Source organism: Paenibacillus sp. FSL R5-0701, assembly GCF_037973995.1.
In the GTDB taxonomy this organism is placed as follows: domain Bacteria; phylum Bacillota; class Bacilli; order Paenibacillales; family Paenibacillaceae; genus Paenibacillus.
The window spans coordinates 4,698,794-4,721,453 of sequence record NZ_CP150230.1; the positions used below are offsets into that span (position 1 = coordinate 4,698,794).

Consider the following 22,660-nt stretch of genomic DNA (forward strand, 5'->3'; position numbering starts at 1 on the left):
TTGATTCTCCCATGCACAAAAAAAAGAGAACGACTCCGCAATTGGAATTGTTCTCTTAACGTGTTACATTCTGTTCCTCTACAACGATTCTGTTCCGACCACCATTCTTGGCGCTGTACAAAGCCATATCAGCCCGATAAAACAAGGACTCTACACTGACCTTTTCATCCATCCAATTCCACTCTGCGATGCCACTGGATACTGTAACGGGCGGTCTGGTCTCTTCTTCGACTCTCTTTCGAATCACTTCCGCATAATCTAACGCCTGCCTTACACTCACCTGTGGCATATAGATCGCCAGTTCTTCTCCACCCCATCTGGCACAGACATCCTCTGAGCGAACAGAGCTGGTGACGATCTCACTCACTTGCTTCAATACTTGATCCCCCGTCTGGTGTCCGAATGTGTCATTCACCTGTTTGAACTGATCAATATCCACCACAATGAGGGAGCCACAGAATTCATGAGCCTGTCTCTCGTGAATCACACTGTCCAGATAATGCCTCACATACAGACCTGTCAACATATCCAGATTAGCCAAGCGCCGAACCTCGGCATGCAGCGTGGCATTTGACAGAGCAAGTCCGATATGGATGGATAACATCTTCAAAAGCCGATAGTTATCATATGAAAAGTAGTGCTCTCTACTGTGTCCCAGCAAAATGGCACCCTTCACTTCACCATTAACTCTGATCGGTGATGCAATCAGTGACATGGAGCCCGTATCTTCCATGAAAAAGGAGGACACTTTATCATACTGTGCATAATTGACTATAATAAGCGGTTCCTCTGTTTGGTACACCAAACCTGCGATACCGTAGTCTACAGAAAAAGATCGGTGAAAAACATCTTTCACGTTTGATGACATGACTTCGAAGTCATTTGTACTGTCATTGAGTTGAAGAATGCAACACGTTTCAGCCTGGAATATTTCCTTTAACTCTTGCTCGGATAATTGATAGATCTCCGAAAGATGCAGGCTTTTGTTCAACCGCTGTGTAAGATCATTAATTAAACGAAGTTCCTGAATTAACATATTGGATTGTTCATGCAGCTTGGCGTTCTCAAAGGCCGTTCCTGCAGTGTCTACCATCATCGTAATCAATTGCAAGTCCGATTCTTCCATAATCTCTTCATTCATTTCGATATGGAACACACCGTATATGCCTTGTTTGCCTTTGAGCGGAATCCCTATATCTACAATGCGGTTCTCTGCATCATCTGAGCGAGCAACGATCAGCTTACCTTCCATAAATGAACGCACACAAATATCTTCTCCTCGCTCGTGGACAAGCAACGGTTTAATCCGTGGATCAGAATTGCTCTGATCCTGAGACATATACAATTTGATATAAGTGGCCGGGTACAAGTAGTCCATACTGTCAAATACCTCATCCAATATGGCCTCGACATCCATTTTGTCATGCATTCGCTGAACAATCTGAAAGAGGATGGACCTCCGGTGTTCCTCACGAGCTGTTTGTTCATGAGCATGTAACAGGTCCGTCATAAATATGTATTCAAATCTTCGGTAAAAGCAGGTGCGATAATGCAATGCCTCAGATTGAACCACAGCTTCAGACGTTTCATATCCATTGGATTCATAGATCACAGCAGTGAATACGGCAAACATATCCTTGTTTGTTCTGGAGAATAAGGGATGTGTTATTATAAGATACTCTCCGTGTTCGCTTGTCCCTTTAAGGGACAGGACCTGTCTCTTATCCAAACATTCCAATACCAGCCTGCGTGCATTTACACCCGGATCAGCTTCATGATCGCTATCGTATCCTATGCAATCGCCTTCCGTGTTCCAAACGCTGTAAAAGGTTGATGTTCTGGTCAGCCTTGAACCCACTCTGGAGTTCCAGTCACTGTATGCCTGCTCTAGCAAGCTGCCCAAATATGAAAAATCAAAAGGTGTGATATCCATTTTTTGCATCCACAACACATGCTCTTCATGAGAACGAGGAGCGGCAAAAGATGCGGAATCGCCCGAACTTCGTGAATTCAAGCTGGCAGGTAAACTTCTTAGATGTTCTAACATGTCAGGCGCTCCTTTGCACCGTTTTTGCATCCACCAGGATGCATTAATCTGCAGACGTTATCGCAAACCTGCAAATTCGTTGCGATAACCTTGTTACATAAAGATGATTTAAAGTTAAGATACAATCTATTTTACTCTGTTTATAGCTTTTTTGCATCCATATTTCAGAAAATTGTCCCATTATTTTAGGCCCAATGACCTATCGACAAATTTAGACGTTTTTTTGCTTTTATTCTATGCTTGACTTTGTTTCTCTTAAACTGTAATATAAATTGTTGATGAAGACTACTAATGGGTCTTTAAATTTGGGCATTACCGGTTGTGTCACCCTCATTCTTTTTGTTGCTTTCAGGACAGCGGCTGAACTTTCCTGATCGTTCTATGCGAGGCCAAGCCCGCATCAACAAATTGGAGCGCAAACAGAGCCCTAATATGAACTTTAACTAAAAAGGAGCTACTTTAAACATGGCACGTTACACTGGTCCTAAATTTAAATTGAGCCGTCGCCTCGGCATTTCCCTTAGCGGAACAGGCAAAGAATTGAAACGCCCTTTCCCTCCAGGTCAGCACGGAGCTAACCAACGCAGAAAAATGAGCAACTACGGTATGCAATTGCAAGAAAAACAAAAATTGCGCCACATGTACGGTTTGGGCGAGAAGCAATTCCGCACACTGTTCTCTAAAGCTCAAAAAATGCAAGGTATTGCCGGTGAGAACTTCATGTTCTTGCTTGAGTGCCGCCTTGACAACCTCGTTTACCGCCTTGGGTTCGCTAACTCCCGCGCTGGAGCGCGTCAGTTGGTAGCACACGGTCACGTAACTGTAAACGGTAAAAAAGTCGATATCGCTTCTTACCAAGTAAGCACTGGTGATGTAATCGGCTTGCGTGAGAAGAGCCGCGCTCTTTCTTCCGTTAAAGAAGCTTTGGAAGGCCGTTCGCATCTTCCAGCATACGTTGAATACAACGAAGCAGCTGTAGAAGGTAAATTCATCCGCTTGCCTGAGCGTGCTGAATTGTCCCAAGACATCGATGAAAAACAAATCGTCGAGTTCTACAACCGTTAATCGTTGCAATCACATTAAAGTTTCAATCCAAACAGCTGTCGAGATTTTCTCGGCAGCTGTTTTTCTATGCTTTTTTTTAATTATCTTCATTATAGGAACGTAAATAACGATATAAAATATAGACTCCCTTCAGGAGAAGCACACATCCATATATACATCACAAGAATGACATCGAGGGGGATTAAAACATGCATTTTTTTCGCAATCGCAAGCTCGCTGTTAAGCTTGGACTTTTACTCGGGATCGTATTACTCTGTTGTATTGGAGCCCTGATTGCATTTAATACCAAATCCATTTACGACAAAAGCCTCCAGTACGGCGAAACTGTTGCTGGACAAGCAGCAAACCGGGCTACGAATGAGTTTATGACAGACATTAATCAGGTCAAAAACACATTGGACACCATGAGCACCACGTTATTGGATGCCGCTCAGAACGGGTCTCTCAACCGCGAAGAAGTCGTTAGACTCCTTGAACAGTATCTGAAAAAGGACGAGAAAGTTTTTGGCTTTTATACGGGCTGGGAACCAAATGCCTTTGATGGAAACGATGCGGATCACGTGAATAAAAATGACTATGATGATGCTACAGGCCGCTTCATCCCCTACGCCATACGGGACGGTAACTCCCTGCATTTTGAGCCTCTGACTACCTATGAGGGAAACAGTGAAACCAGTACATACTATCAACAGCCGAAGAAAACCAAATCCATCTATTGGTCCGAGCCAGTTACCTATACAGTTGGCGGAAAAGAAACACTACTCGTTTCGATTGTCCTCCCTCTATTAGATGAAAACAAAACTTTTCTGGGCATTGTTGGGGCCGACTTTACCATTGATCGTTTTCAGCAAAATATAGCATCACTTAATCCGGATCAGGGTTATGCCATGCTGATTACTAGTGGAGGACAGATTGCTGCACACGGCTCCAAACCGGAACTGGCTAATGAAGGAGCCGTAATTCCATCTGAAATGAAGACAATTATTCAGCGTATACAATCTGGCGAGTCTCAGTTTTACGCCACTGACCCTGAAGTAGGGGAAGAACTATTTATTGCCGAGCCCGCCAGGTTACAAGGAACGGATTCAAACTGGTACCTTGTATCGGCGCTGCCAAAGAGCCATATCCTTCAACCCTTCTATGACAGCTTGAACTGGTCCATTCTGATTGCCGCACTGGCTGTCCTTCTGCTTGCAAGTGTGGTTACCTACACTATCGTCTCCATTGTAAGGCAGTTGAATCAAGTTAATATCGTCGCTGGACAGCTGGCTGGCGGGGATTTGACACAAAAGTTACCTGTACGATCCAAAGATGAATTTGGCGTCATGGCGGGTCATATGAATCAGATGATGGATACACTGCGGCATACCATATCGGTTATATCCGAACATGCTTTATCTGTCGGCTCTACTTCTCAACAATTGACCGCAGGTGCCGAAGAAACAGGTAAAGCAGCCGAACTGATTGCATTAACAGGAGTCGAAGTTGCAGATAAAGCAGGTAAACAGGTGCAGGAGCTGCAAGAGTCCTCCCGTTCCATGAATGAAATATCTGCAGGGATCGGAAGAATTGCAAAGGCCGCCTCCGATGTATCGGATTCATCGCGAGCTGTGGCTGAGCGAACAACTGTCGGAACCGATAAGATTCAGTCCGCCATGCGTATGGTCGATAGTGCCACCTCTTCTGTGCAGACGTCCATGACCGCACTGGAGAATTTCCGTCAACGTTCGGAAGAGATTGGCCATATTACAGGCATGATCACAGAAGTTAGCCGACAAACCAATCTTCTTGCCCTTAACGCTTCCATTGAAGCATCACGAGCAGGTGAACATGGGCGCGGCTTTGGTGTTGTTGCTTCCGAGATTCGTAATCTTGCTGAACAATCCAGAATATCGGCAGCGCAGATTGCAGCATTAATTCATAGTGTTCAGCAAGAGGTCCTTTCTCTCGTTGAAAATATGGAACAGGGGAATGCCGAGGTTAGCCATATAGCGGAAGTGATTAATGAAAGTGGTGAACTATTCCTCTCCATTTCATCACAGATCACAGATGTTAATGAGCAGATTGAGCATGTATCAGCCATTGCGCAGCAGATGTCAGCTGGATCACAGCAGGTGGATGCCACGTTAGTGCAACTCAAAACCATTGGTCATGAGACGGCAGATCATGCAACTCGTGTTGCCTCCGCCTCTGAGGAACAACTCGCATCCATGGAAGAGATTACGGCGGCATCTGCCTCACTGGCTAATCTTACCCAGGAACTATTAGAACTGATTCAACGATTCAAAACCTAATGTAGAAGACCTCCATTACGACACATCATTCAGGTCACCCTATGCACCTCAGCATGGAGGTGGCCTGCTTATTTTGGCTTACAACTCATGAAATGTGCTTCAATATCGCATGATATATAGCATAATGCATGGCAGAATGGCAAATTTCGACCATTACTTGTATTTCTCAGGCATGCAAACCCGCCTTTTTATGCTATAATAAGTGCTGTTAAAAGGAGGAAGACACTGAATGGTTGATGTTAATAAGAAAAAGCCCGATGAACAGCCTGTACGCAAACGCAGCTTTGCCCGCAGACTGGGAAGTTTCGTCAAATGGATGGTTGTCCTAGGATTTATGGGGGCACTATTTGTAGGCGGTGCTTTGATGGGATACGTCAGTTCCATTGTGAAAGACGAGCCTGTCCGTTCAAGGGCCCTGATTGAACAAAAAGTCAGCGAAAACTCCATCACAGGCTTTGCTTACTTTGCCGACGGCAGTCCGATCGGTCAATTACGTACGGAAGAAGACAGGCGTCCGGTCACTACGGACCAGATCCCACAGAAGGTTATTGATGCTGTCATTTCGATTGAAGACAATCATTTTTACGAACATAAAGGTGTAGACATGAGCGGAACACTACGTGCCGTGAAACAGAAAGTGCTGAAAGAATCAGTACAAACCGGCGGTAGTACACTGACTCAGCAATTGGCGCGTCGTGTGTTTTTGAATCTGGATCGCACGGAAGATCGGAAAGTGAAAGAAATTTTGCTCTCACTCCGACTCGAACGTTTCCTGACCAAAGACGAGATCATGACAGCCTATCTGAACAAAGTTCCTTTTGGTAATGGTTCCAGCGGATACAACGTTTACGGAATTAAAGCGGCCGCCAAAGGATTGTTCAATATTAATGATCTAGAAAAAATCAACATCGCTCAAGCTGCTTATCTTGCTGGATTACCACAACTCCCCTCCTCTTACTCCGCTTTTAACGGTAAAGGTGATTTTGTAGAGGAGAATTTTGACCGCGCAATCAACCGTCAGCATCTGGTACTGCGCCGTATGCTTGAACTGGGCAAAATCAATCAGTCCGAGTATGACAAAGCTCTTGCTTTTGATATCAAAAGCTCACTCGCTCCGAAGACCATCAAGGCTTACAACACTTATCCATATCTTATGATGGAAACGGAACGACAAGCTGCACAGATTTTGATGAAACAGTTGAATTCCGACACAGCTGAATCTACAGACAAAGCTACGGATGCAGCCACACCTCAGAAGGAAAGCAGTGCATTATTAGAGGAAGCTCAGACGCAACTGCGGACAGGTGGATATCGGATATACACGACCATCAACAAAAGTATCTACAAAACGATGCGTACCATTGCGGAAGATGACAGCAATTTCTCAGCAGATGATCCTGTCAAAGGAAAAGAACAAACTGCTGCCATGCTGATTAATCACAAAACCGGTGCTATTCTGAGCATGATTGAGGGTCGGGATTTCCAGGACGAACAGATGAACTATGCAACGCAGATGATACGTCAGCCAGGTTCAACGATGAAACCTATTGCAGCTTATCTGCCAGCTCTGGATGAGGGTCTTGTCCAACCTGCTTCTATTATTGATGACTCACCGATCATTCTCAAAAATGGTCCGAGCGGCTACCACATCGCCAAGAATGCCAACAATCGGTATCAGGGACTGGTCACTGCCCGCAGAGCACTGAATTATTCTCTTAATATACCGGCTCTGAAGTTGTTTAATGAAGAAGTAGGGATCGAGAAAGCTTGGACCTTCGCCAAGAAACTGGGGATTACCACCATCCAGAAGGAAGACTATCAGGCTCAGACAGGTGTTCTCGGAGGTCTCCAATACGGTGTAACCGTTGAAGAATTAACCAGTGCCTATGGTGCTATCGCCAATAAGGGTGTATATAACGATTCTTACATGATTAGCAAAATTGTAGATTCCAAAGGCAACATCGTTTATAAGCATGATACTGAACCTGTCCAAGCCTTCTCGGAGCAGACAGCATACCTGATGACCGATATGCTGCGGACCGTTATTACAGAAGGAACGGCAGATAAAGTACGTGAAAATTACAAATATTCAAAGAGTGTGCCAATCGTAGGTAAAACGGGTTCCACTCAAAACTACGCAGATGTCTGGTTTGAAGGTTATACACCAGATGTCACACTTGGCGTGTGGGTTGGATACAAACAGCCGGTGAATACGCTGGAAAGTAAATCACAGAGAAAACGTGCGCAGCAACTATGGTCGAAAATCCTGAACGAAGTGATCGATACGCAAAAAGATCTGTTCGTCACGGATTCGTTCAAAAAACCATCTGGCATCGAAACGCGCACGGTGTCTGCATACAGTGGCAAGTTGCCAACATCCATGACTGATAAATTTGTTACGGATATTTTCAACAGCAAGTTTGTTCCGAAGGACAGCGATGACGGTGTAGCCAAAGCCAGGTACATCACTTACAATGGCGTAAACTATATTCCGCGTGACGGAACACCTTCGGACATGTTGAAGGAAAAAACAGTAATCAAGCGTAAAAAACCAATCTCGGATCTCATCAAAGAATTGCAAAATGCATTCTCACGTATGAGTCGACATGAATCACTCGCTTATTATCTTCCTGAAGATGCGGATGCAGACATGCCAACACAGATTGATCCAAGAACAGATAACGGCAAAGCTCCTGATGCACCAGGCAACGTACGGATCTCAACCTCGGGTGACAGAGCAGTCATTACATTTAATGCCACACCTGAAAATGATGTCGTGGGTTATCGTCTGTACCGTTCGGTAAACGGTGGAGGATTCCAGAACCAGGGTCAGGTTGTCTTGGCCGGTGAATCCAGATCATTCTCTGCATATGCTGCGCAAGGCGGTAACTTCGCCTTCTATGTAACGGCAGTGGATGTTGCCGGTAGAGAGTCTGCTCCTAGCGCTACAGTAAATAGTGCTGGTGTAGCTCCTCCTGTGGAAGAAGAAATTAATGAGCCAATTGAAGTTCCAGGTACAGTCATTACACCAGGAGAAACGCAGACCGATAATACAACAACGACAGCCCCAGGCACACCTGGTCAAGTCAGCGTATCTGCCCTCTCTCAAGGACTGCGTATTCAATGGGCGTCCAGTCCAAACGCAGATAGTTATGCTGTATATTACAGTGAAACAGGCTCAGCTCCTTACACCAAAATTGGAACAACAGCGGGAAATACCATGGATTATGGAGTACCCGCGTCGACCAGTGGATGGTTCAAGGTATCTGCCAGCAACAGTGCGGGTGAATCCGAACCTTCTGCAGCCATACATTTTCAACCCTGAATCAGGCATAACGTTCCAAAACAAGCCGCATCCTCAGACTGTATCTGAGTGTGCGGCTTTTTATTTGTATTTACAGTAAGCCAAAAAGCCTGCTTCATGCCATTGGCATAAAGCAGGCTTTTACAATCCATTTTAATGGGTAGAGTCACCGTATTTGGCTTCGTAGATTATTAACTTCTTCCCCACTACTCAATGTATCGGTATCGATAGCGCCACATTGATGATCCTAGCACTGCCGCGTTAGTCTTCAATGGTGGATAGATCTCCTGTTGGCAGATCAAGCTCCCAGGCTTTCAGGACACGGCGCATGATCTTGCCGGAACGTGTCTTGGGCAGTTTATCCTTAAACTCAATCTCACGCGGAGCAGCGTGGGCAGACAGGCCCTCTTTGACAAAACGATAGATCTCTTCTTTTAGCTCCGGTGTCGCCTCATATCCTTCACGAAGCGCCACAAAGGCCTTGATGATCTCCCCACGTGTCACATCCGGCTTACCAATTACGCCCGCCTCTGCTACCGCAGGATGCTCCACGAGCTTACTCTCCACTTCAAAGGGGCCGATACGCTCCCCTGACGAATTAATCACATCATCAATCCGTCCCTGGAACCAGAAATACCCTTCTTCATCCATATAAGCGGAGTCACCGGATACATACCAGCCCGTAAGCCTGAAATACTCCTCGTATTTCGCAGGGTTATTCCAGATCTTCGCCATCATGGATGGCCAAGGTGTCCGTATGGCCAGATTACCCATACTGTACGGCGGCAATTCCTGCCCGTGATCATCAATAATGGCTGCTTCGATTCCAGGCAACGGACGTCCCATGGAGCCAGGCTTGATTGGCATTCCGGGATAGTTACAGATCAGCTGTGCACCTGTTTCCGTCATCCACCATGTATCATGAATTCGCTGACCATAGGCTTTCCATCCCCAACGAACAACCTCGGGATTGAGCGGTTCACCGACAGACATGACATGACGCAGACTGCTCAGATCAAACTGTGCAATGGTCTCTTCTCCCGCTCCCATCAGCATACGGAAGGCCGTTGGTGCACTGTACCAGATCGTGACCTTGTTCTTCTGGATGGTGCTGTACCAATCTTGAGGACTGAAACGACCGCCTCGTATCACATTGGTTACTCCGTTGAGCCATGGAGCAAAGATACCGTAAGAGGTGCCTGTCACCCAACCAGGGTCAGCAGTACACCAGTACACATCATCCTCACGTAAATCCAGAACAACCTTACCTGTATAATAGTGCTGAATCATGGCATTTTGAACATGGTACACCCCTTTGGGTTTACCCGTAGAGCCTGAGGTATAATGAATAAGCAAACCATCCTCACGATTCAGCCACTCTACTTCCATCTCATCCGAAGCGGTAGACATCTCTGCATCAAAATCGATGAGTCCTTCTTCAGTCTGCACGCCCCCACCCACAATAAATATATGTTTGAGTTCGGGCAATTCGGAACGTTTGATGCGTTTTAGCAATTCCGGAGTGGTGACGAGTGCTACTGCTCCGCTATCCTCCAGCCGATCCTTCACTGCCGTTTCCATAAAAGCTTCGAACAACGGACCCGCGATGGCTCCAGCTTTCAATATGCCCAGAAGACTAAAATACAGCTCAGGACTTCGAGGCATAAAAATAAACACCCGTTCCCCTTTGGCTATGCCATATTTGCGGAGAACGTTCCCGAACCGACTCGACTGTTCGCTCAGATCAGCAAAAGTATAGGCCTCTTCACGTGAAGCATCGCTATACAATAAAGCGGTTTTCCCGCCCCTTCCTTCCAGTACATGACGATCAATCGCTTCATGCGCCATGTTTACTTTTCCGCTGGCGTGCCACGTAAAGTGCCTTTCCACCGATTCCCAATCGAACCGGCTTCTCGCCTCCGTGTAATCGCCCAGGTTAGATTCGGACACAACCGTTTGCAGCATCTCACCATGTGCTTGACTCATGCTTGCCAGCCTCCTTCAACTCGACATTTCGATTCCCGTTAGGGGTCAATCCTCATTGCCTTTGTGTTGACTGAACTTCCAGTTAGCGCTTACATTAGTAGAGAGAACTTCTCATCATGTACTTGCTCGGCCAAACAGATGTTAACTATACTGTATTGAATTGTGAACATTTTTTGTCTACGCAATTATAGCAAATCTTATCAATTGTCGTCTATGGCTTTTCAATTTTTTGGATTTTTGCTATAGCGTTCTTTTTGAATAACAACCTCTATAAGTAGGAAAGAGAGGAGCATGAACCATGGAACATATCAAAGAACATCATATGCGTTCCATCTTCAAGTCCGGCCACCGAATTACTGTTGAAGGCCCTGTGCAGGCCGAGGAGATAACCCGTCTTGCCTTCCATCCGGATCTGGATGCCTTTCGGCGCCCAACGGAGCAGCAAGAAGCTCTGGCCGAGATCGCAGCGTTGCCTGAAGGGCGAATTATCATTGCACACGAAAATGAAACGATTATCGGCTATGTAACCTTTCACTATGCGGATGATTGTGAACGCTGGTCTGAGGGTAATATGACTGATCTGATTGAGCTTGGGGCAATCGAAGTTGCGGATGACTATCGCTCCCTTGGCATTGGACGTGAGATGTTGCTTACTGCTCTGGAAGATAAATACATGGAGAACTACATTATTTTCACCACAGAATATTATTGGCATTGGGATCTGAAGGGCAGCGGACTAAACGTATGGGATTATCGCAAAATGATGGAGAGGCTGATGGAAACGATCGATATGACCTGGTATGCAACAGACGACCCCGAAATCTGTTCACATCCTGCGAACTGTTTGATGGTGCGAATCGGAAGTCAGGTGCCCATCACATCAGAAGAACAGTTTGATCGTGTACGCTTCCGCCATCGGTTCATGTACTAAGTCAATGATCTGTTCGACAAACGATATACATAACAAAAACCGCCTCTCGCAGCGTTGCTCCATACTTCATGGAACAGCTAATCGAAAGGCGGTTTTTCAAGTTACTGCCATTACATATTTTCTAACATATGCTCCACAATACGGTGTGAACGCTGAGAAGATTCCACAGTAAATTCAGTAAAGTTAACATGCGCCGAACCATCCGCTTTATCTGACATCCCACGCAGGACAACAAATGGTACTCGATTCATGTAACAGACCTGAGCAACTGCTGCCCCTTCCATCTCGGCACATGCACCGTCCATTTCAGTATATAACATGTTAACCGTATCTTTATTCGCAATAAATTGGTCTCCAGATAACACTTTACCGATCAGGTAATTGGCTCCCTGTGCTTTACACGCTTCTTCAGCCAGTGTAATAAGCGAAGCTTCGGCAGGGAATGCAGATGTCTCCTGGTAAGGAATAACCCCGCGTGCGAACCCCAGTGGCGTTACATCCATGTCGTGCTGAACACATACAGACGATATAACCATATCTCCAATGTTCAGTTCCGGGTTAACTGCACCCGCAACACCTGTGAAGATAATCCGATTAACCTGAAAACGATCAATCAAGATCTGCGTTGTAACCGCTGCATTTACTTTACCTACGCCGGATTTGCACACGACAATCTGCTTGCCCAGCCACTCCCCGGCAACGTATGTTATACCGGTTTGTTTGACCGTCTCAAGCTGTTTCATACCTGCCAGCAAAAGCTCAACTTCCTCATCCATCGCTCCGATGATACCAATCGTTTCACGCATCTTCTGATACCTCCTATTTTCACTTTTAGCCTCATTCAGCACAAAAGCTCCGTCTCCGGAGCTTTCGCATGTCCACTATGTAGAGAGAATAATGACTTCTCCCTTAATGTATCTGTATATAATCCCGATTAAACTACATCTGCGTGACTTACAGACAGACGAAGAATCGTTTCATGCGGCAAAATAACCCGTGGGTTCTCCACATTTTCTTTCTTCATCAACTTGGTCAGCAAACGCATCGCTACTGCGCCAAGGTCGTACATTGGCTGAGCCACTGTTGTCAACTGAGGACGCACCATGGAAGCCATACGGATGTTATCCACACTAATAATGGAGAAATCATCCGGTACTTTCAGGCCTTCATCCTGAATGCTGTGAATGGCACCAATCGCCATTTCATCTGTTGCAGCAAAAATCGCCGACGGCTTCTTCTTCAGTCCGAGGAAATATTTCATCGCTTCCACACCGGATTCATAACGATAGTTACCGATACGTACCAGATCCTCCTGGTATTCCATGCCTGCTGCTTCCAGTGCTTTCTTGTAACCTTGGAAACGTGCATATCCATTCGCTGGATCTTGCAGCGTACCACTGATCATCGCAATTTCCTTGTGTCCATGACGAATCAGGGTGTTTACCGCGTCAAACGCAGCAGCCTCATGATCAATATCCACTGAAGGGAATGAGCCCTTCTCATCACTCGTTGCACAAAGTACGATCGGCACAGCCGCAGACTGGAACGCCTGAATGTGTTCATCCGTTACTGTTCCGCCCATGAAGAGCAGTCCGTCTACTTGTTTTTCGAGCAACGTGTTAATAACACGAATTTCTTTTTCTTTCTTCTTATCTGCGTTACACAAAATAATATTGTAGTGATACATATTCGCAATATCTTCAATTCCGCGGGCAATCTCCGCGAAGGTGGAGTTCGAAATATCTGGAATAACAACCCCGACCGTGGTTGTCTTCTTGCTTGCCAGACCTCTGGCTACCGCATTCGGACGATATCCCAACCGTTCGATGGCTTCATATACTTTTTTCCGCGTTTGCGGTTTGACATTAGGGTTATTATTAACTACCCGTGATACCGTTGCCATAGACACTCCAGCTTCACGTGCCACATCATAAATGGTTACCGTCACAGTACTTCTCTCCATTACCAGTAAATTTTCATACCATTTTCATTAAGATTTATATTACGACAATTTTTTGCATTAATCAATTAAAATAGGCTTTAGGACTCACTCAAAACATTCGCAAGTGTGGTTCTAGTAATATCTGAATGGGAAGTATGCCATACAGGAATTCCCTTTTTGATCAGGATTGCCTGTGGAGATTCGTGCTTAACACCCAGCTTGTCTGCTGCTTCATTCGATACCGGGCGATCTTCCACAACATAGATGATGCCATATTTCACTTGTTCATTGGCATTGTTAAGCAAATAATCGTTCATCTCCTGATAAGCATTCGAGCTGATCGGACAGCGCGTGCTATGCTTAAACAGAAGCAAGGGTTGATCCTTGGTAGCCTCCACTGCGGAGTTTAGCTGTTCAATACTTGTCATTTTAGTCATGTCAGCCATTAGATATACATCCCCCTTTACCAGGAATACCGCTATGTTGAGCGTTTTCACTCTTCGATATCTTAACAAAAAGTGCGCGAAAAAGCCAATTTTCATGAAAACAAGCATTTTACACGTCAAAATTAGACAGCATTTGAGAAGTACTCCTGCCACACAAATCCGGATAATTGACTTAATCTGCGCTCCGTTGTCTCAATCCACGCTGCATCACCAGACTTCGTTGCGTAACCCATAATGTCCAGCAGCAGATTGATACGCTCCTCCACTGCTTGTTGCATTCGATATTCCATCTCCCGATCGGTCGCATCCGGCCAGGCCAGCAGTAGCTCATGAAACAGGTCTGCCAGTTCATTACGTTCACCAAAAGATACGTCTTGCTTCACGGGCTGTTCACCCAATGTGCTTATGCATGCTGTTAAGTCCGGCTTGACCGGCGGAAGCACTTCGTATGATACACAGTCTGTACACGCAAATACGGGTACGTTTCGAATCTCCACTTTTTTGGCGTATACCACTGTTCTTAATTCCAACTCCATTACATGTCCACATCTGCACGACTTGCGCACCACCATCACCTCATTCGTTCTATACTCTATATAAGTACCATTCGACCTATTTCGGCTCAAATCCTGCTATAAACGAAAGGTTGCACAAATTACCACTCCCACCAGATGAAGGTTGTCGAATGCAGGCAGTTACTGACTTGTAATCGCTTCCTCCAAACTGAATATGCACTTCCATGAAGTCCCTTGGAGAATCTGTTACAATTAAAGACGCAACAGATCTAATCACCGCAAAAAGGAGAGATGGACATGAGATTAACCGGTAAAAAAGTCATCGCTCTGGTCGATGAAGAATTCGAGGATTTGGAATTGTGGTACCCTGTACATCGGGTTCGTGAAGAAGGTGCAGAAGTGCATCTTGCTGGAGAGAAAAAAGGAAAAACCTATATTGGCAAATACGGTGTACCAGCTGAAGCCGAATACAGTTTCGATGAACTCGACAGTTCAGATTACGATGGCATTCTCGTGCCAGGCGGCTGGGCGCCAGACAAGCTGCGTCGTTATCCGAAAGTACTGGAGCTTGTGAAGGAAATGAATGCAGACCGGAAACCGATTGGACAGATCTGTCATGCGGGCTGGGTGCTGATTTCTGCCAAAATTCTGGACGGGGTTACAGTAACCTCTACACCAGGCATTCGGGATGACATGGAAAATGCAGGTGCGATCTGGAAAGATGAAGCCGTTGTTGTTGATGGACATATCATCTCAGCACGTCGTCCGCCTGACCTTCCCCCTTATGGCAAGGCTTTCTGTGATGCACTCGCTGACAAATAAAAACAACCCCATTGTGCTCTCATGCACAGTGGGGTTATTTTATATAACAAGGTGTCCAATACATAATTATCACAAATGTAAATATATTAACTTAAAGGTATTTATATCCATTTTCCCCAATTATGATGCGTTCGATCCACTTTGTTCATCCGGACTTCCCGTGGAGTCATTAAAGACTTGCAGTCGCTCCTCAATATCTCCGCTGGTCCGTAAGGCGAAGCACTTTCGCGCTTCTTCTTTGGCGGCCGATGCTGTTGTGTTCAGCACTCTGTGCTTCACACGTAACAGGGATTGCGGAGACATACTCAAGTGGCGAATGCCAAGCTCCAACCAAAGCGGAATGGCACGTTCGTCCCCTGCCATCTCTCCGCACACACTGACATCAATTCCAGCCGTATGAGCCGCATCTGCTGTCGCACGAAGCATCCGCAGAACAGCCGGATGATAGGGGTGATACATATGAGCAATCTGCTCATTCATTCGATCTACTGCCAGTACATATTGAACCAGGTCGTTCGTACCAATACTGAAGAAATCAGCTTCCTCTGCGAGCAGATCAGCAATCATCACCGCTGCCGGAACTTCAATCATAATTCCCACCTGAATGTGAGGGTCGTATGCTAATCCGCGCTCGTCCAGATCGGACATCGCCTCACGGAGAATCTCATTGGCCTGCTGAAGTTCTTCCACCGAAGAGATCATCGGGTACATGATTTTGACATTTCCGGCAGCGCTGGCACGGAGAATGGCTGTAAGCTGTGTTTTGAACAGATCCTTGCGATCGAGACTAATCCGAATAGCTCGGTAACCCAGAAACGGATTGTCTTCCTCCGGCAGTTCAAAGTAATCGAGTTGCTTGTCACCACCGATATCCAGTGTACGAATAACAACGGATTGTCCTGCTGTTTTCTCTGCCACAAGACGGTACACCTCATACTGTTCTTGCTCACCCGGGAAAGTCGCACGGTCCATGTACAAGAATTCTGTTCGGAACAAGCCCACACCTTTGGCTCCTTGTTTCAAAGCAAGGTCCAATTCTTTCACCGAACTGATATTGGAAGCCAAGTGCAAAACAGCCCCATCTTTGGTTACAGCATCCACGGTAGCAAGGACTTGAAGTTGTTCCTTTTTCTTCAGTTGTTTGCTGCGAAGCATCGTATACCGTTCAATCGTCTTACGATCCGGGTCCGTAAATACCAAGCCATTGTCACCATCCACGACAAGCATATCTCCTGTCTCTACCGGCATGCCAAGACTCGCTTCCAGACCGGAAACGAGAGGAATGCCAAGGGCACGAGCCATAATCGCGGAATGTGATGTTTTCCCGCCAATCAAGGTTACAATGCCTAGCACATGGGTCGGATTCAGATGTGCCAGTTGGGATGGCGATAATTCTTTGGCAACGAGCACATACGGCTGGGTATCCGAAGGAAGTGTAATCTCCGGTGCACCGAGCAAATGCTTGAGCAGACGGTTACCCACATCCTTGATGTCAATGGCCCGCTCCTTCATATACTCGTCTTCCAGCAAGTCAAACATCGTGACAAAGTGGTCAATGGCTTCTTTGACCGCCACTTCTGCTGCCTTATATTGACGCTCGATAATGCCGCGAATTTCGTTCATGAATACCGGATCTTCCAAGATGGCCAGATGTGCATCAAAGATACTGGACTCCTCTGGACCAACAACTTCCTTGAACTCATTTTTGATATATTCGATCTCATCCTTTGATGTCCGTATGCCCTCATACAGCCGTTCGAACTCTTGGGCAAGATCCACCGAATCCATCTTTTGATCCGGCAGATCCCATTCCCAACTGGGCAGGACAAATGCTTTGCCGATGGCTATGCCTGCAGCTCCGTTGATGCCTTGTATCTTCATTCTACCCCTCCAACGTTCCTGTCATAGAGCACCACGGACATAACGGATGCCTGACCTTTCTTAACTTGCTTAAATGGAGCAAAACTCCATGATTTTACACGATCCGGATTCGTAATTACCATGGGTGTTGTTAGTGATGCCGCTTGCTCGCGGAGTACTGCCAGATCAAACTTGATCAACAACTGCCCTGGCTCCACCGTATCGCCCTCCTGAACAAAAGCTTCAAAATGGCCTTTCAACTGAGAGGTATCGATGCCGATATGCAGTAATACCTCAAGCCCCTCACGGGTAGAAATACCCAAGGCATGCATGGTCGGGTACAAGTGCATAATCGTTCCGTACACGGGTGAGACCAGCTCTCCCTTTTCCGGAACAAAGGCTACACCATCACCGACAAGCTTGGCTGCAAAAATCTGATCCGGTACCTCTTCAATCGGGAGCATTTTGCCCTGAACGGGGGCACAGAACAGAACCTGTTGCAGATCTCTTTCCAGCAACTTCGCGATTTCTTCCCGAATCAATTCCGAGTAGGTCCCGAATACCACCTGTACGTTACCGCCACCCAGCTTGATCAGTCCTGCGGACCCCATACTCTTCATGGCACCCGTGTCGATCAGCCGGTCATCATGCACAGTGAGGCGAAGACGTGTAATACATGCTTCAACCTGTACAATGTTACTCTTCCCACCCAATGCTTCGAGGATTAAAGGTGCCTGATAAGGAATGTTACCTACCCAATCTTCCAGCATGGAGCCCTCTTCACGTCCTGGTGTTGGAATCTTGAACGTACGAATCGCCCATCGGAACAGGAAGTAGTAAAGCAGCCCATATAGTATGCCAATCGGAATGAGCTTCCACGCATTCTCCGATAGATGGAAATTGAGTATGTAATCAATAATACCTGCGGAGTAAGAGAATCCATGCCGGATATCCAGCCAGTAACTAATCCACATGGCAACGCCGGACATCACTGCATGCACGATGAACAGATAAGGAGCCGCGAACAAAAAAGCAAACTCAATCTGTTCCGATACCCCGGTTAGAAAACAAACGAGTGCCGATGTCAGAAAAGTTTTCTTGATTTTCGGTTTCAGATCTTCCCTGGCTTCCTGAATAATAGCAAAGGCTATCGCCGGAATGGCAAACATCATGATGGGAAACAAACCTGCCATAAAGAATCCTGCTGTTGGATCACCTGCAAAAAATCGGGGCAAATCCCCTTGCACAATGTTACCATCAGGCGTTTCAAACGTCCCTAACTGGAACCAAAACACATTGTTAAGCAGGTGATGAAGCCCAAAAGCGACCAGCACCCTGTATAACACCCCGTAAATGAACAGTCCAAAACCCCCGAGACTGTATTCCCAAGTAGCAATGCCGTTCAATCCATGCTGTAGGATCGGAGCGAGCCATAACATAAAACAGGAGAACAATGCCGAACAGAGTCCGACGATGAGCAAAACAAACCTTGAACCTCCAAAAAACTGTAAAATTTCAGGCAGTTTAATGCTTTTAAACCGATTATGCATCCCACCGGCAAGCGCGCCGAGTATGATTCCGATTAAGGAAGCGGGCTGAACGGTGCCATCCCCGAAGTTCCGAGTCACCTGATCATATATCACGATACCAGCCAGAGCAGCAAGTCCCGCTTGTCCGGCCTGGTTGGAGAGTCCCAGTGCTACACCGACAGCGAACAAATACGGTAAGAAATAAAAAATACCGTGTCCGGCCACGGTAGACACTTCACCGACAATATCCAATCCCCAGGCGTCCCAAGGCAGACTGCCAACACTGAGCAAAATTGCGGCGGCGGGCAGGACCATTGTAGGCAGCATTACCGCTCGTCCGAGCTGCTGCAAGGATCCGAGCCAATTCATGGCGACCTCTCCTTTCTATCCTAGATGGTAAGCTTTACGCAACGTTTTGTCAAAGCAAAACAGTAACCAATTGGTAATTAATAATGGCAAAAATAGAACAGAAAAAATCCCGTCAACTTCAAGTTAACGGGATTCATCCTATGTTCATTCATTTGGGTCAGATCAGGAGATCAACCGATCTTAGGTGAACGAGCCTCTCAGCCGCGTCCAGCGCCGCGCAGAACGATGGAATCCTCTACCTTGATACAACGATTCGTTACCGCTGTCATGCCGTTCTCTGCAGCAATCTGGACCGCTTCATCACTATGGATGCCAAGCTGCAGCCACAGCACATTAGCTTTGATGGCAGCGGCGTCACGAGCGACATCCGCGCAAAACTCTTCGCGACGAAACACATTGACAATGTCTACCGGCTCTGGAATATCCGCGAGTGTGGCATATACCGTCTCACCCAGGATTTCACCTTGCGCCTGTGGATTAACCGGGATAATGCGATAACCTCTGCTCTGCATGGCTTCTGCCACCATATAGGAAGTGCGATCTGATTTGTCTGATAAGCCGACAACTGCGATGTTGCCTGCCTTGCGCAAAAGTTGTCCAATTTCATCACGAGTAGGGTTGTTAAATTCCATGTTCAAGCACCATCCTTTTCTGATTAAAGTGCGTGTTCAAAAGACAGGTTTCAGTTATTTTACTCTTTTACCCATTGAACCGAGGCGCCAAGCGCCTGCAAATGATCGAAATATTGCGGATAAGACTTGGCTACATGGTGTGCATCCCGAATACGAAGCGGCTCCTTGGAACGCAGACCAACGACAGTGAGCGCCATAATTACACGATGATCGTAGTGAGCGTTAATCTCCACGCCGCCTTCAACGCCTTCCGGACGTCCGTGTACGATAATCTCAGCTTGACGCTCTTCAACGTTCGCTCCTGCCTTCCGCAGTTCGTTCAAGTAATCGGTGATTCGGTCACATTCCTTGTAACGCAGGTTCTCTACATTATAGAACCGTGACGTGCCTTCCGCAAACACAGCTGCGGCTACCATAGCCAAAACGGCATCCGTCGCGGCATCCCCATCGAATTCAATTGCTTTCAGTCTGCCATTACCTTGAACGTGTACGACATCGTTCTCATGTGTCAAAGGCACTTCCATCATGCGCAGAACGTCAACGATGGCACGTTCACCCTGTTTGCTCTGCTCCATCAGTCGCAGAATTTTCACATCAGACTGTGTAACCGCAGCTGCGGCAAGAACGGCTGCCGAGCCCGGGTAGTCCCCTTGAACCGTGTAGGTTGTCGGCTGGTAAGCCTGTCCACCTGGTACACGGAAGGACATGTAATCATCACTTGCATGGATAACGATGCCTGCCTGCTCCAGCACTTCCAACGTCTGTCCGATAACGACCTTGGACTTCAGGTCATTCAGTACTTCGATGGTGCTGTCTTCTGCAAGCAACGGAGTTACAAACAACAATGCACTCAGATATTGGGAGCTGACGGAGCCGGATACACGAATGTGTCCACCCTTGGCATTGCCACCCTTAATTGTAATCGGTAAGCGTCCTTGTTCATGCTGTACATCTACACCCAATTGGCCAAGCGCATCGATCAGGTCATCATGGGGGCGTTTGCCCAGCGAATCCGGGTACGTATTCACAAAAGTAACTTCAGGGCAGAGCGCTGTAACGCCCATCAGGAAACGAAGTACAGCACCCGCATTCCCAACATTCAATTCACGCACATCACGGGGATGACTGCCAAAGCCCTGGATCACAATCTTGCTGTCGTCTTCTTCAAGTACTGCCCCCAGATCGCGAATACATCTGCGCATGGCGTCACTGTCTTCACTGTGTGCCGGGAAATGAATGGTACTTGTGCCTTCTGCCAGTGCAGCAGCCAGCAAATAGCGGGTAGTGTAGTTTTTGGAGGACAGAGCCCCGATTTCCCCGTTCAGAGTGGGGGTTGGTTTAACAATAACGTCCATGGATGAAATTCTCCTTCGTTGATTATATTGTGGCCAAATTGACATTCCGTGCATCGCTTGGGTATCATTATAGCGTTAAGTCCATACAGAAAAGAGGACCTGAATATGACACAAATAGCTGAAATTGAAACGTCTGAGCTGCGCCGCCGTTTACAGGCGGGAGAGAAGCTGCAGATGATAGACGTCCGCGAGGACGATGAAGTCGCGCAAGGCATGATCGAAGGAGCCAAGCATATTCCGCTTGGACAGATTCCGGACCGACTGTCTGAGATTGAGAAATCAGGCGAGATCGTGATTATCTGTCGTAGCGGTTACCGCAGTGAGCGTGCCTGTGAATATCTGCAACAACTGGGGTATGAAGGCTGTACAAACATGGTCGGCGGTATGCTTCAGTGGCAACAGGAAGACTAGAGAAACCCGGAGAGAAGCGAAGTCATTTGTAACCTTGTGAATTCGCTCCACTCCTAGAAACGGGCCTATATGGCCCGTTTTGTTATATCTGCCACCACCTATCAAACTTCGATGATAACAAGCTTAGACGCGGTAATGCGCTAAAATTAAACGAGTCACTTCGGCAGCGGATAACTCGGTTGTATCCACCGTATAATGTGCGAACCGATATGCGTCTTTCCGTTCTTCCATAATTGCCTGAATGCGTTCCTCTGCATTGCCTGCGAGAAGTGGACGGTTGTCACAGCCACTAACACGCTCTACAATCACTGCCGGATCAGCAGTCAAGGCAACAACCCAACCATTTTTCAACATCACGTCACAATTATCCGAACGCAGCACCACGCCACCTCCGGTCGCTATGACCTGTGACTTCTTCTCCAGCATCGAGCACAACATGCGGCTCTCGGCATCACGGAAATACGTCTCTCCCTTGCCAGTGAACAATTCTGGAATCGTACAGCCTTCCTCTTTTTCCACCGCGGCGTCTACATCAATCAATCGATAACCAAGCTCACGTGCAAGCATGTCAGCGACGGTTGATTTGCCGGTTCCCATCATGCCGATGAGAATAATATTGTTAGACTTGCTCAAGGTGTACACTCCTTTAATTCAAGCAATTCGTGAGCACTTTTGTCCTATCATAACACAGCCCTGCGGACTGGGAAAGACCATCTCCTAACCGACTTCCTTTCGACCTTCCGCAACCTTCCAAGACAGATCAAGTAACTTCCGGCATCTAAGCCTACGTCAGATCACCTTCTAGCAGTTTTGAGCCTCGAAGCATCTCAATCAGTGACCAACTATTAACCTAACGAACTCCAATGAGCTTATTTACGGTAAATAGGCGCAGTTAAACTTCTAAAGAATCTGAGTAAGCTTATTTCCAAAAATCACCGTCAAAACCTCGACATCTCGCTACGAATTATCGAAATAGTGCCTTCTGAGTTCGTTAAAAAATAGAACCGGCTCATTTTGCCAAAATAGAGTGTCTCCTGTTCATTAGGTCTAGAAATCAGCTACATATCTTCTCCATCAACATTATTACTGTATAACACAGTAGAAAAAGAGGCCCAGCGTTGACCGGTAATCACCGGAACGCCAAACCTCTTT

General features: G+C 46.7%; 17 protein-coding genes. 6 read left to right on the forward strand and 11 right to left on the reverse strand.

Going from position 1 to position 22,660, the window contains the following annotated elements:
* Positions 1 to 55: 55 nt before the first annotated feature.
* A complete protein-coding gene (locus MKZ13_RS20745) occupies positions 56 to 2,047 on the reverse strand; it encodes a GGDEF domain-containing protein (protein WP_339177835.1) in 1,992 nt (663 codons plus the stop codon).
* A gap of 465 nt (positions 2,048 to 2,512) precedes the next feature.
* Here MKZ13_RS20745 and rpsD point away from each other — a divergent pair, with 465 nt between their 5' ends.
* From rpsD to MKZ13_RS20760, 3 genes are all read left to right on the forward strand, one after another.
* Positions 2,513 to 3,112 carry a 30S ribosomal protein S4 gene (gene rpsD, locus MKZ13_RS20750; RefSeq protein WP_062835377.1) on the forward strand — a complete coding sequence of 200 codons (600 nt, stop codon included), beginning with the start codon at positions 2,513 to 2,515 and terminating at the stop codon, positions 3,110 to 3,112.
* A 188-nt stretch (positions 3,113 to 3,300) separates the two neighbouring features.
* Positions 3,301 to 5,406 (forward strand): methyl-accepting chemotaxis protein, encoded by a 2,106-nt coding sequence (locus tag MKZ13_RS20755; RefSeq protein ID WP_339177838.1) that lies wholly within the window; start codon positions 3,301 to 3,303, stop codon positions 5,404 to 5,406.
* Between the two features lie 229 nt (positions 5,407 to 5,635).
* Positions 5,636 to 8,731, forward strand: a complete 3,096-nt coding sequence (locus MKZ13_RS20760; protein WP_339177842.1) for a transglycosylase domain-containing protein — start codon at positions 5,636 to 5,638, stop codon at positions 8,729 to 8,731.
* Positions 8,732 to 8,971: 240 nt separating this feature from the next.
* On the opposite strand, the gene acsA is transcribed toward MKZ13_RS20760, so the two are convergent.
* On the reverse strand, positions 8,972 to 10,696 hold the full coding sequence (acsA, locus tag MKZ13_RS20765) for an acetate--CoA ligase (protein WP_339177847.1): 1,725 nt from the start codon (positions 10,694 to 10,696) through the stop codon (positions 8,972 to 8,974).
* A gap of 298 nt (positions 10,697 to 10,994) precedes the next feature.
* Between acsA and MKZ13_RS20770 the strand changes: the two genes are divergently transcribed.
* The gene (locus MKZ13_RS20770; protein ID WP_101313583.1) at positions 10,995 to 11,627 is read left to right on the forward strand and encodes a GNAT family N-acetyltransferase; all 633 of its coding nucleotides are present in this window, start codon (positions 10,995 to 10,997) and stop codon (positions 11,625 to 11,627) included.
* Positions 11,628 to 11,737: 110 nt separating this feature from the next.
* On the opposite strand, the gene MKZ13_RS20775 is transcribed toward MKZ13_RS20770, so the two are convergent.
* The 4 genes from MKZ13_RS20775 to MKZ13_RS20790 all read right to left on the reverse strand — a co-directional run bounded on the left by MKZ13_RS20775 (position 11,738) and on the right by MKZ13_RS20790 (position 14,551).
* The gene (locus tag MKZ13_RS20775) at positions 11,738 to 12,433 is read right to left on the reverse strand and encodes a 5'-methylthioadenosine/adenosylhomocysteine nucleosidase (RefSeq protein ID WP_339177851.1); all 696 of its coding nucleotides are present in this window, start codon (positions 12,431 to 12,433) and stop codon (positions 11,738 to 11,740) included.
* Positions 12,434 to 12,561: 128 nt separating this feature from the next.
* A complete protein-coding gene (gene ccpA, locus MKZ13_RS20780; protein WP_169481547.1) occupies positions 12,562 to 13,575 on the reverse strand; it encodes a catabolite control protein A in 1,014 nt (337 codons plus the stop codon).
* 92 nt (positions 13,576 to 13,667) lie between these two features.
* Complete coding sequence (gene ytxJ / locus MKZ13_RS20785) at positions 13,668 to 14,015, reverse strand: bacillithiol system redox-active protein YtxJ (protein ID WP_215078203.1); 348 nt, start codon at positions 14,013 to 14,015, stop codon at positions 13,668 to 13,670.
* A 122-nt stretch (positions 14,016 to 14,137) separates the two neighbouring features.
* Positions 14,138 to 14,551 carry a hypothetical protein gene (locus tag MKZ13_RS20790; protein WP_237174437.1) on the reverse strand — a complete coding sequence of 138 codons (414 nt, stop codon included), beginning with the start codon at positions 14,549 to 14,551 and terminating at the stop codon, positions 14,138 to 14,140.
* Between the two features lie 276 nt (positions 14,552 to 14,827).
* Between MKZ13_RS20790 and MKZ13_RS20795 the strand changes: the two genes are divergently transcribed.
* Positions 14,828 to 15,352 (forward strand): type 1 glutamine amidotransferase domain-containing protein, encoded by a 525-nt coding sequence (locus MKZ13_RS20795; protein WP_036674874.1) that lies wholly within the window; start codon positions 14,828 to 14,830, stop codon positions 15,350 to 15,352.
* 120 nt (positions 15,353 to 15,472) lie between these two features.
* Here the strand turns inward: MKZ13_RS20795 and ptsP are convergent, their stop codons facing one another.
* From ptsP to aroA, 4 genes are all read right to left on the reverse strand, one after another.
* Entirely contained in the window at positions 15,473 to 17,233 is a 1,761-nt protein-coding gene (ptsP, locus tag MKZ13_RS20800) for a phosphoenolpyruvate--protein phosphotransferase (RefSeq protein ID WP_339177856.1), read from the reverse strand.
* Complete coding sequence (locus MKZ13_RS20805; protein WP_221825358.1) at positions 17,230 to 19,110, reverse strand: glucose PTS transporter subunit IIA; 1,881 nt, start codon at positions 19,108 to 19,110, stop codon at positions 17,230 to 17,232. Before MKZ13_RS20805 ends, ptsP begins: the two co-directional genes overlap by 4 nt.
* Before the next feature lie 197 nt (positions 19,111 to 19,307).
* The gene (locus MKZ13_RS20810) at positions 19,308 to 19,742 is read right to left on the reverse strand and encodes a CoA-binding protein (RefSeq protein ID WP_237174435.1); all 435 of its coding nucleotides are present in this window, start codon (positions 19,740 to 19,742) and stop codon (positions 19,308 to 19,310) included.
* A gap of 59 nt (positions 19,743 to 19,801) precedes the next feature.
* On the reverse strand, positions 19,802 to 21,097 hold the full coding sequence (gene aroA, locus MKZ13_RS20815; protein ID WP_017687408.1) for a 3-phosphoshikimate 1-carboxyvinyltransferase: 1,296 nt from the start codon (positions 21,095 to 21,097) through the stop codon (positions 19,802 to 19,804).
* 105 nt (positions 21,098 to 21,202) lie between these two features.
* Here aroA and MKZ13_RS20820 point away from each other — a divergent pair, with 105 nt between their 5' ends.
* Positions 21,203 to 21,508, forward strand: coding sequence for a rhodanese-like domain-containing protein (locus MKZ13_RS20820; RefSeq protein WP_017687407.1), 306 nt, complete (start codon positions 21,203 to 21,205; stop codon positions 21,506 to 21,508).
* Positions 21,509 to 21,631: 123 nt separating this feature from the next.
* On the opposite strand, the gene MKZ13_RS20825 is transcribed toward MKZ13_RS20820, so the two are convergent.
* The gene (locus tag MKZ13_RS20825; RefSeq protein WP_223868845.1) at positions 21,632 to 22,141 is read right to left on the reverse strand and encodes a shikimate kinase; all 510 of its coding nucleotides are present in this window, start codon (positions 22,139 to 22,141) and stop codon (positions 21,632 to 21,634) included.
* Between the last annotated feature and the right edge of the window lie 519 nt (positions 22,142 to 22,660).

Excerpts from the sequence above, each read along its gene's own strand:
- MKZ13_RS20745 (WP_339177835.1), bottom strand. The coding sequence starts at position 2,047 with ATGTTAGAACATCTAAGAAGTTTACCTGCCAGCTTGAATTCACGAAGT.
- rpsD (WP_062835377.1), top strand. The coding sequence starts at position 2,513 with ATGGCACGTTACACTGGTCCTAAATTTAAATTGAGCCGTCGCCTCGGC.
- MKZ13_RS20755 (WP_339177838.1), top strand. The coding sequence starts at position 3,301 with ATGCATTTTTTTCGCAATCGCAAGCTCGCTGTTAAGCTTGGACTTTTA.
- MKZ13_RS20760 (WP_339177842.1), top strand. The coding sequence starts at position 5,636 with ATGGTTGATGTTAATAAGAAAAAGCCCGATGAACAGCCTGTACGCAAA.
- acsA (WP_339177847.1), bottom strand. The coding sequence starts at position 10,696 with ATGAGTCAAGCACATGGTGAGATGCTGCAAACGGTTGTGTCCGAATCT.
- MKZ13_RS20770 (WP_101313583.1), top strand. The coding sequence starts at position 10,995 with ATGGAACATATCAAAGAACATCATATGCGTTCCATCTTCAAGTCCGGC.
- MKZ13_RS20775 (WP_339177851.1), bottom strand. The coding sequence starts at position 12,433 with ATGCGTGAAACGATTGGTATCATCGGAGCGATGGATGAGGAAGTTGAG.
- ytxJ (WP_215078203.1), bottom strand. The coding sequence starts at position 14,015 with ATGGCTGACATGACTAAAATGACAAGTATTGAACAGCTAAACTCCGCA.
- MKZ13_RS20790 (WP_237174437.1), bottom strand. The coding sequence starts at position 14,551 with ATGGAGTTGGAATTAAGAACAGTGGTATACGCCAAAAAAGTGGAGATT.
- MKZ13_RS20795 (WP_036674874.1), top strand. The coding sequence starts at position 14,828 with ATGAGATTAACCGGTAAAAAAGTCATCGCTCTGGTCGATGAAGAATTC.
- ptsP (WP_339177856.1), bottom strand. The coding sequence starts at position 17,233 with ATGAAGATACAAGGCATCAACGGAGCTGCAGGCATAGCCATCGGCAAA.
- MKZ13_RS20805 (WP_221825358.1), bottom strand. The coding sequence starts at position 19,110 with ATGAATTGGCTCGGATCCTTGCAGCAGCTCGGACGAGCGGTAATGCTG.
- MKZ13_RS20810 (WP_237174435.1), bottom strand. The coding sequence starts at position 19,742 with ATGGAATTTAACAACCCTACTCGTGATGAAATTGGACAACTTTTGCGC.
- aroA (WP_017687408.1), bottom strand. The coding sequence starts at position 21,097 with ATGGACGTTATTGTTAAACCAACCCCCACTCTGAACGGGGAAATCGGG.
- MKZ13_RS20820 (WP_017687407.1), top strand. The coding sequence starts at position 21,203 with ATGACACAAATAGCTGAAATTGAAACGTCTGAGCTGCGCCGCCGTTTA.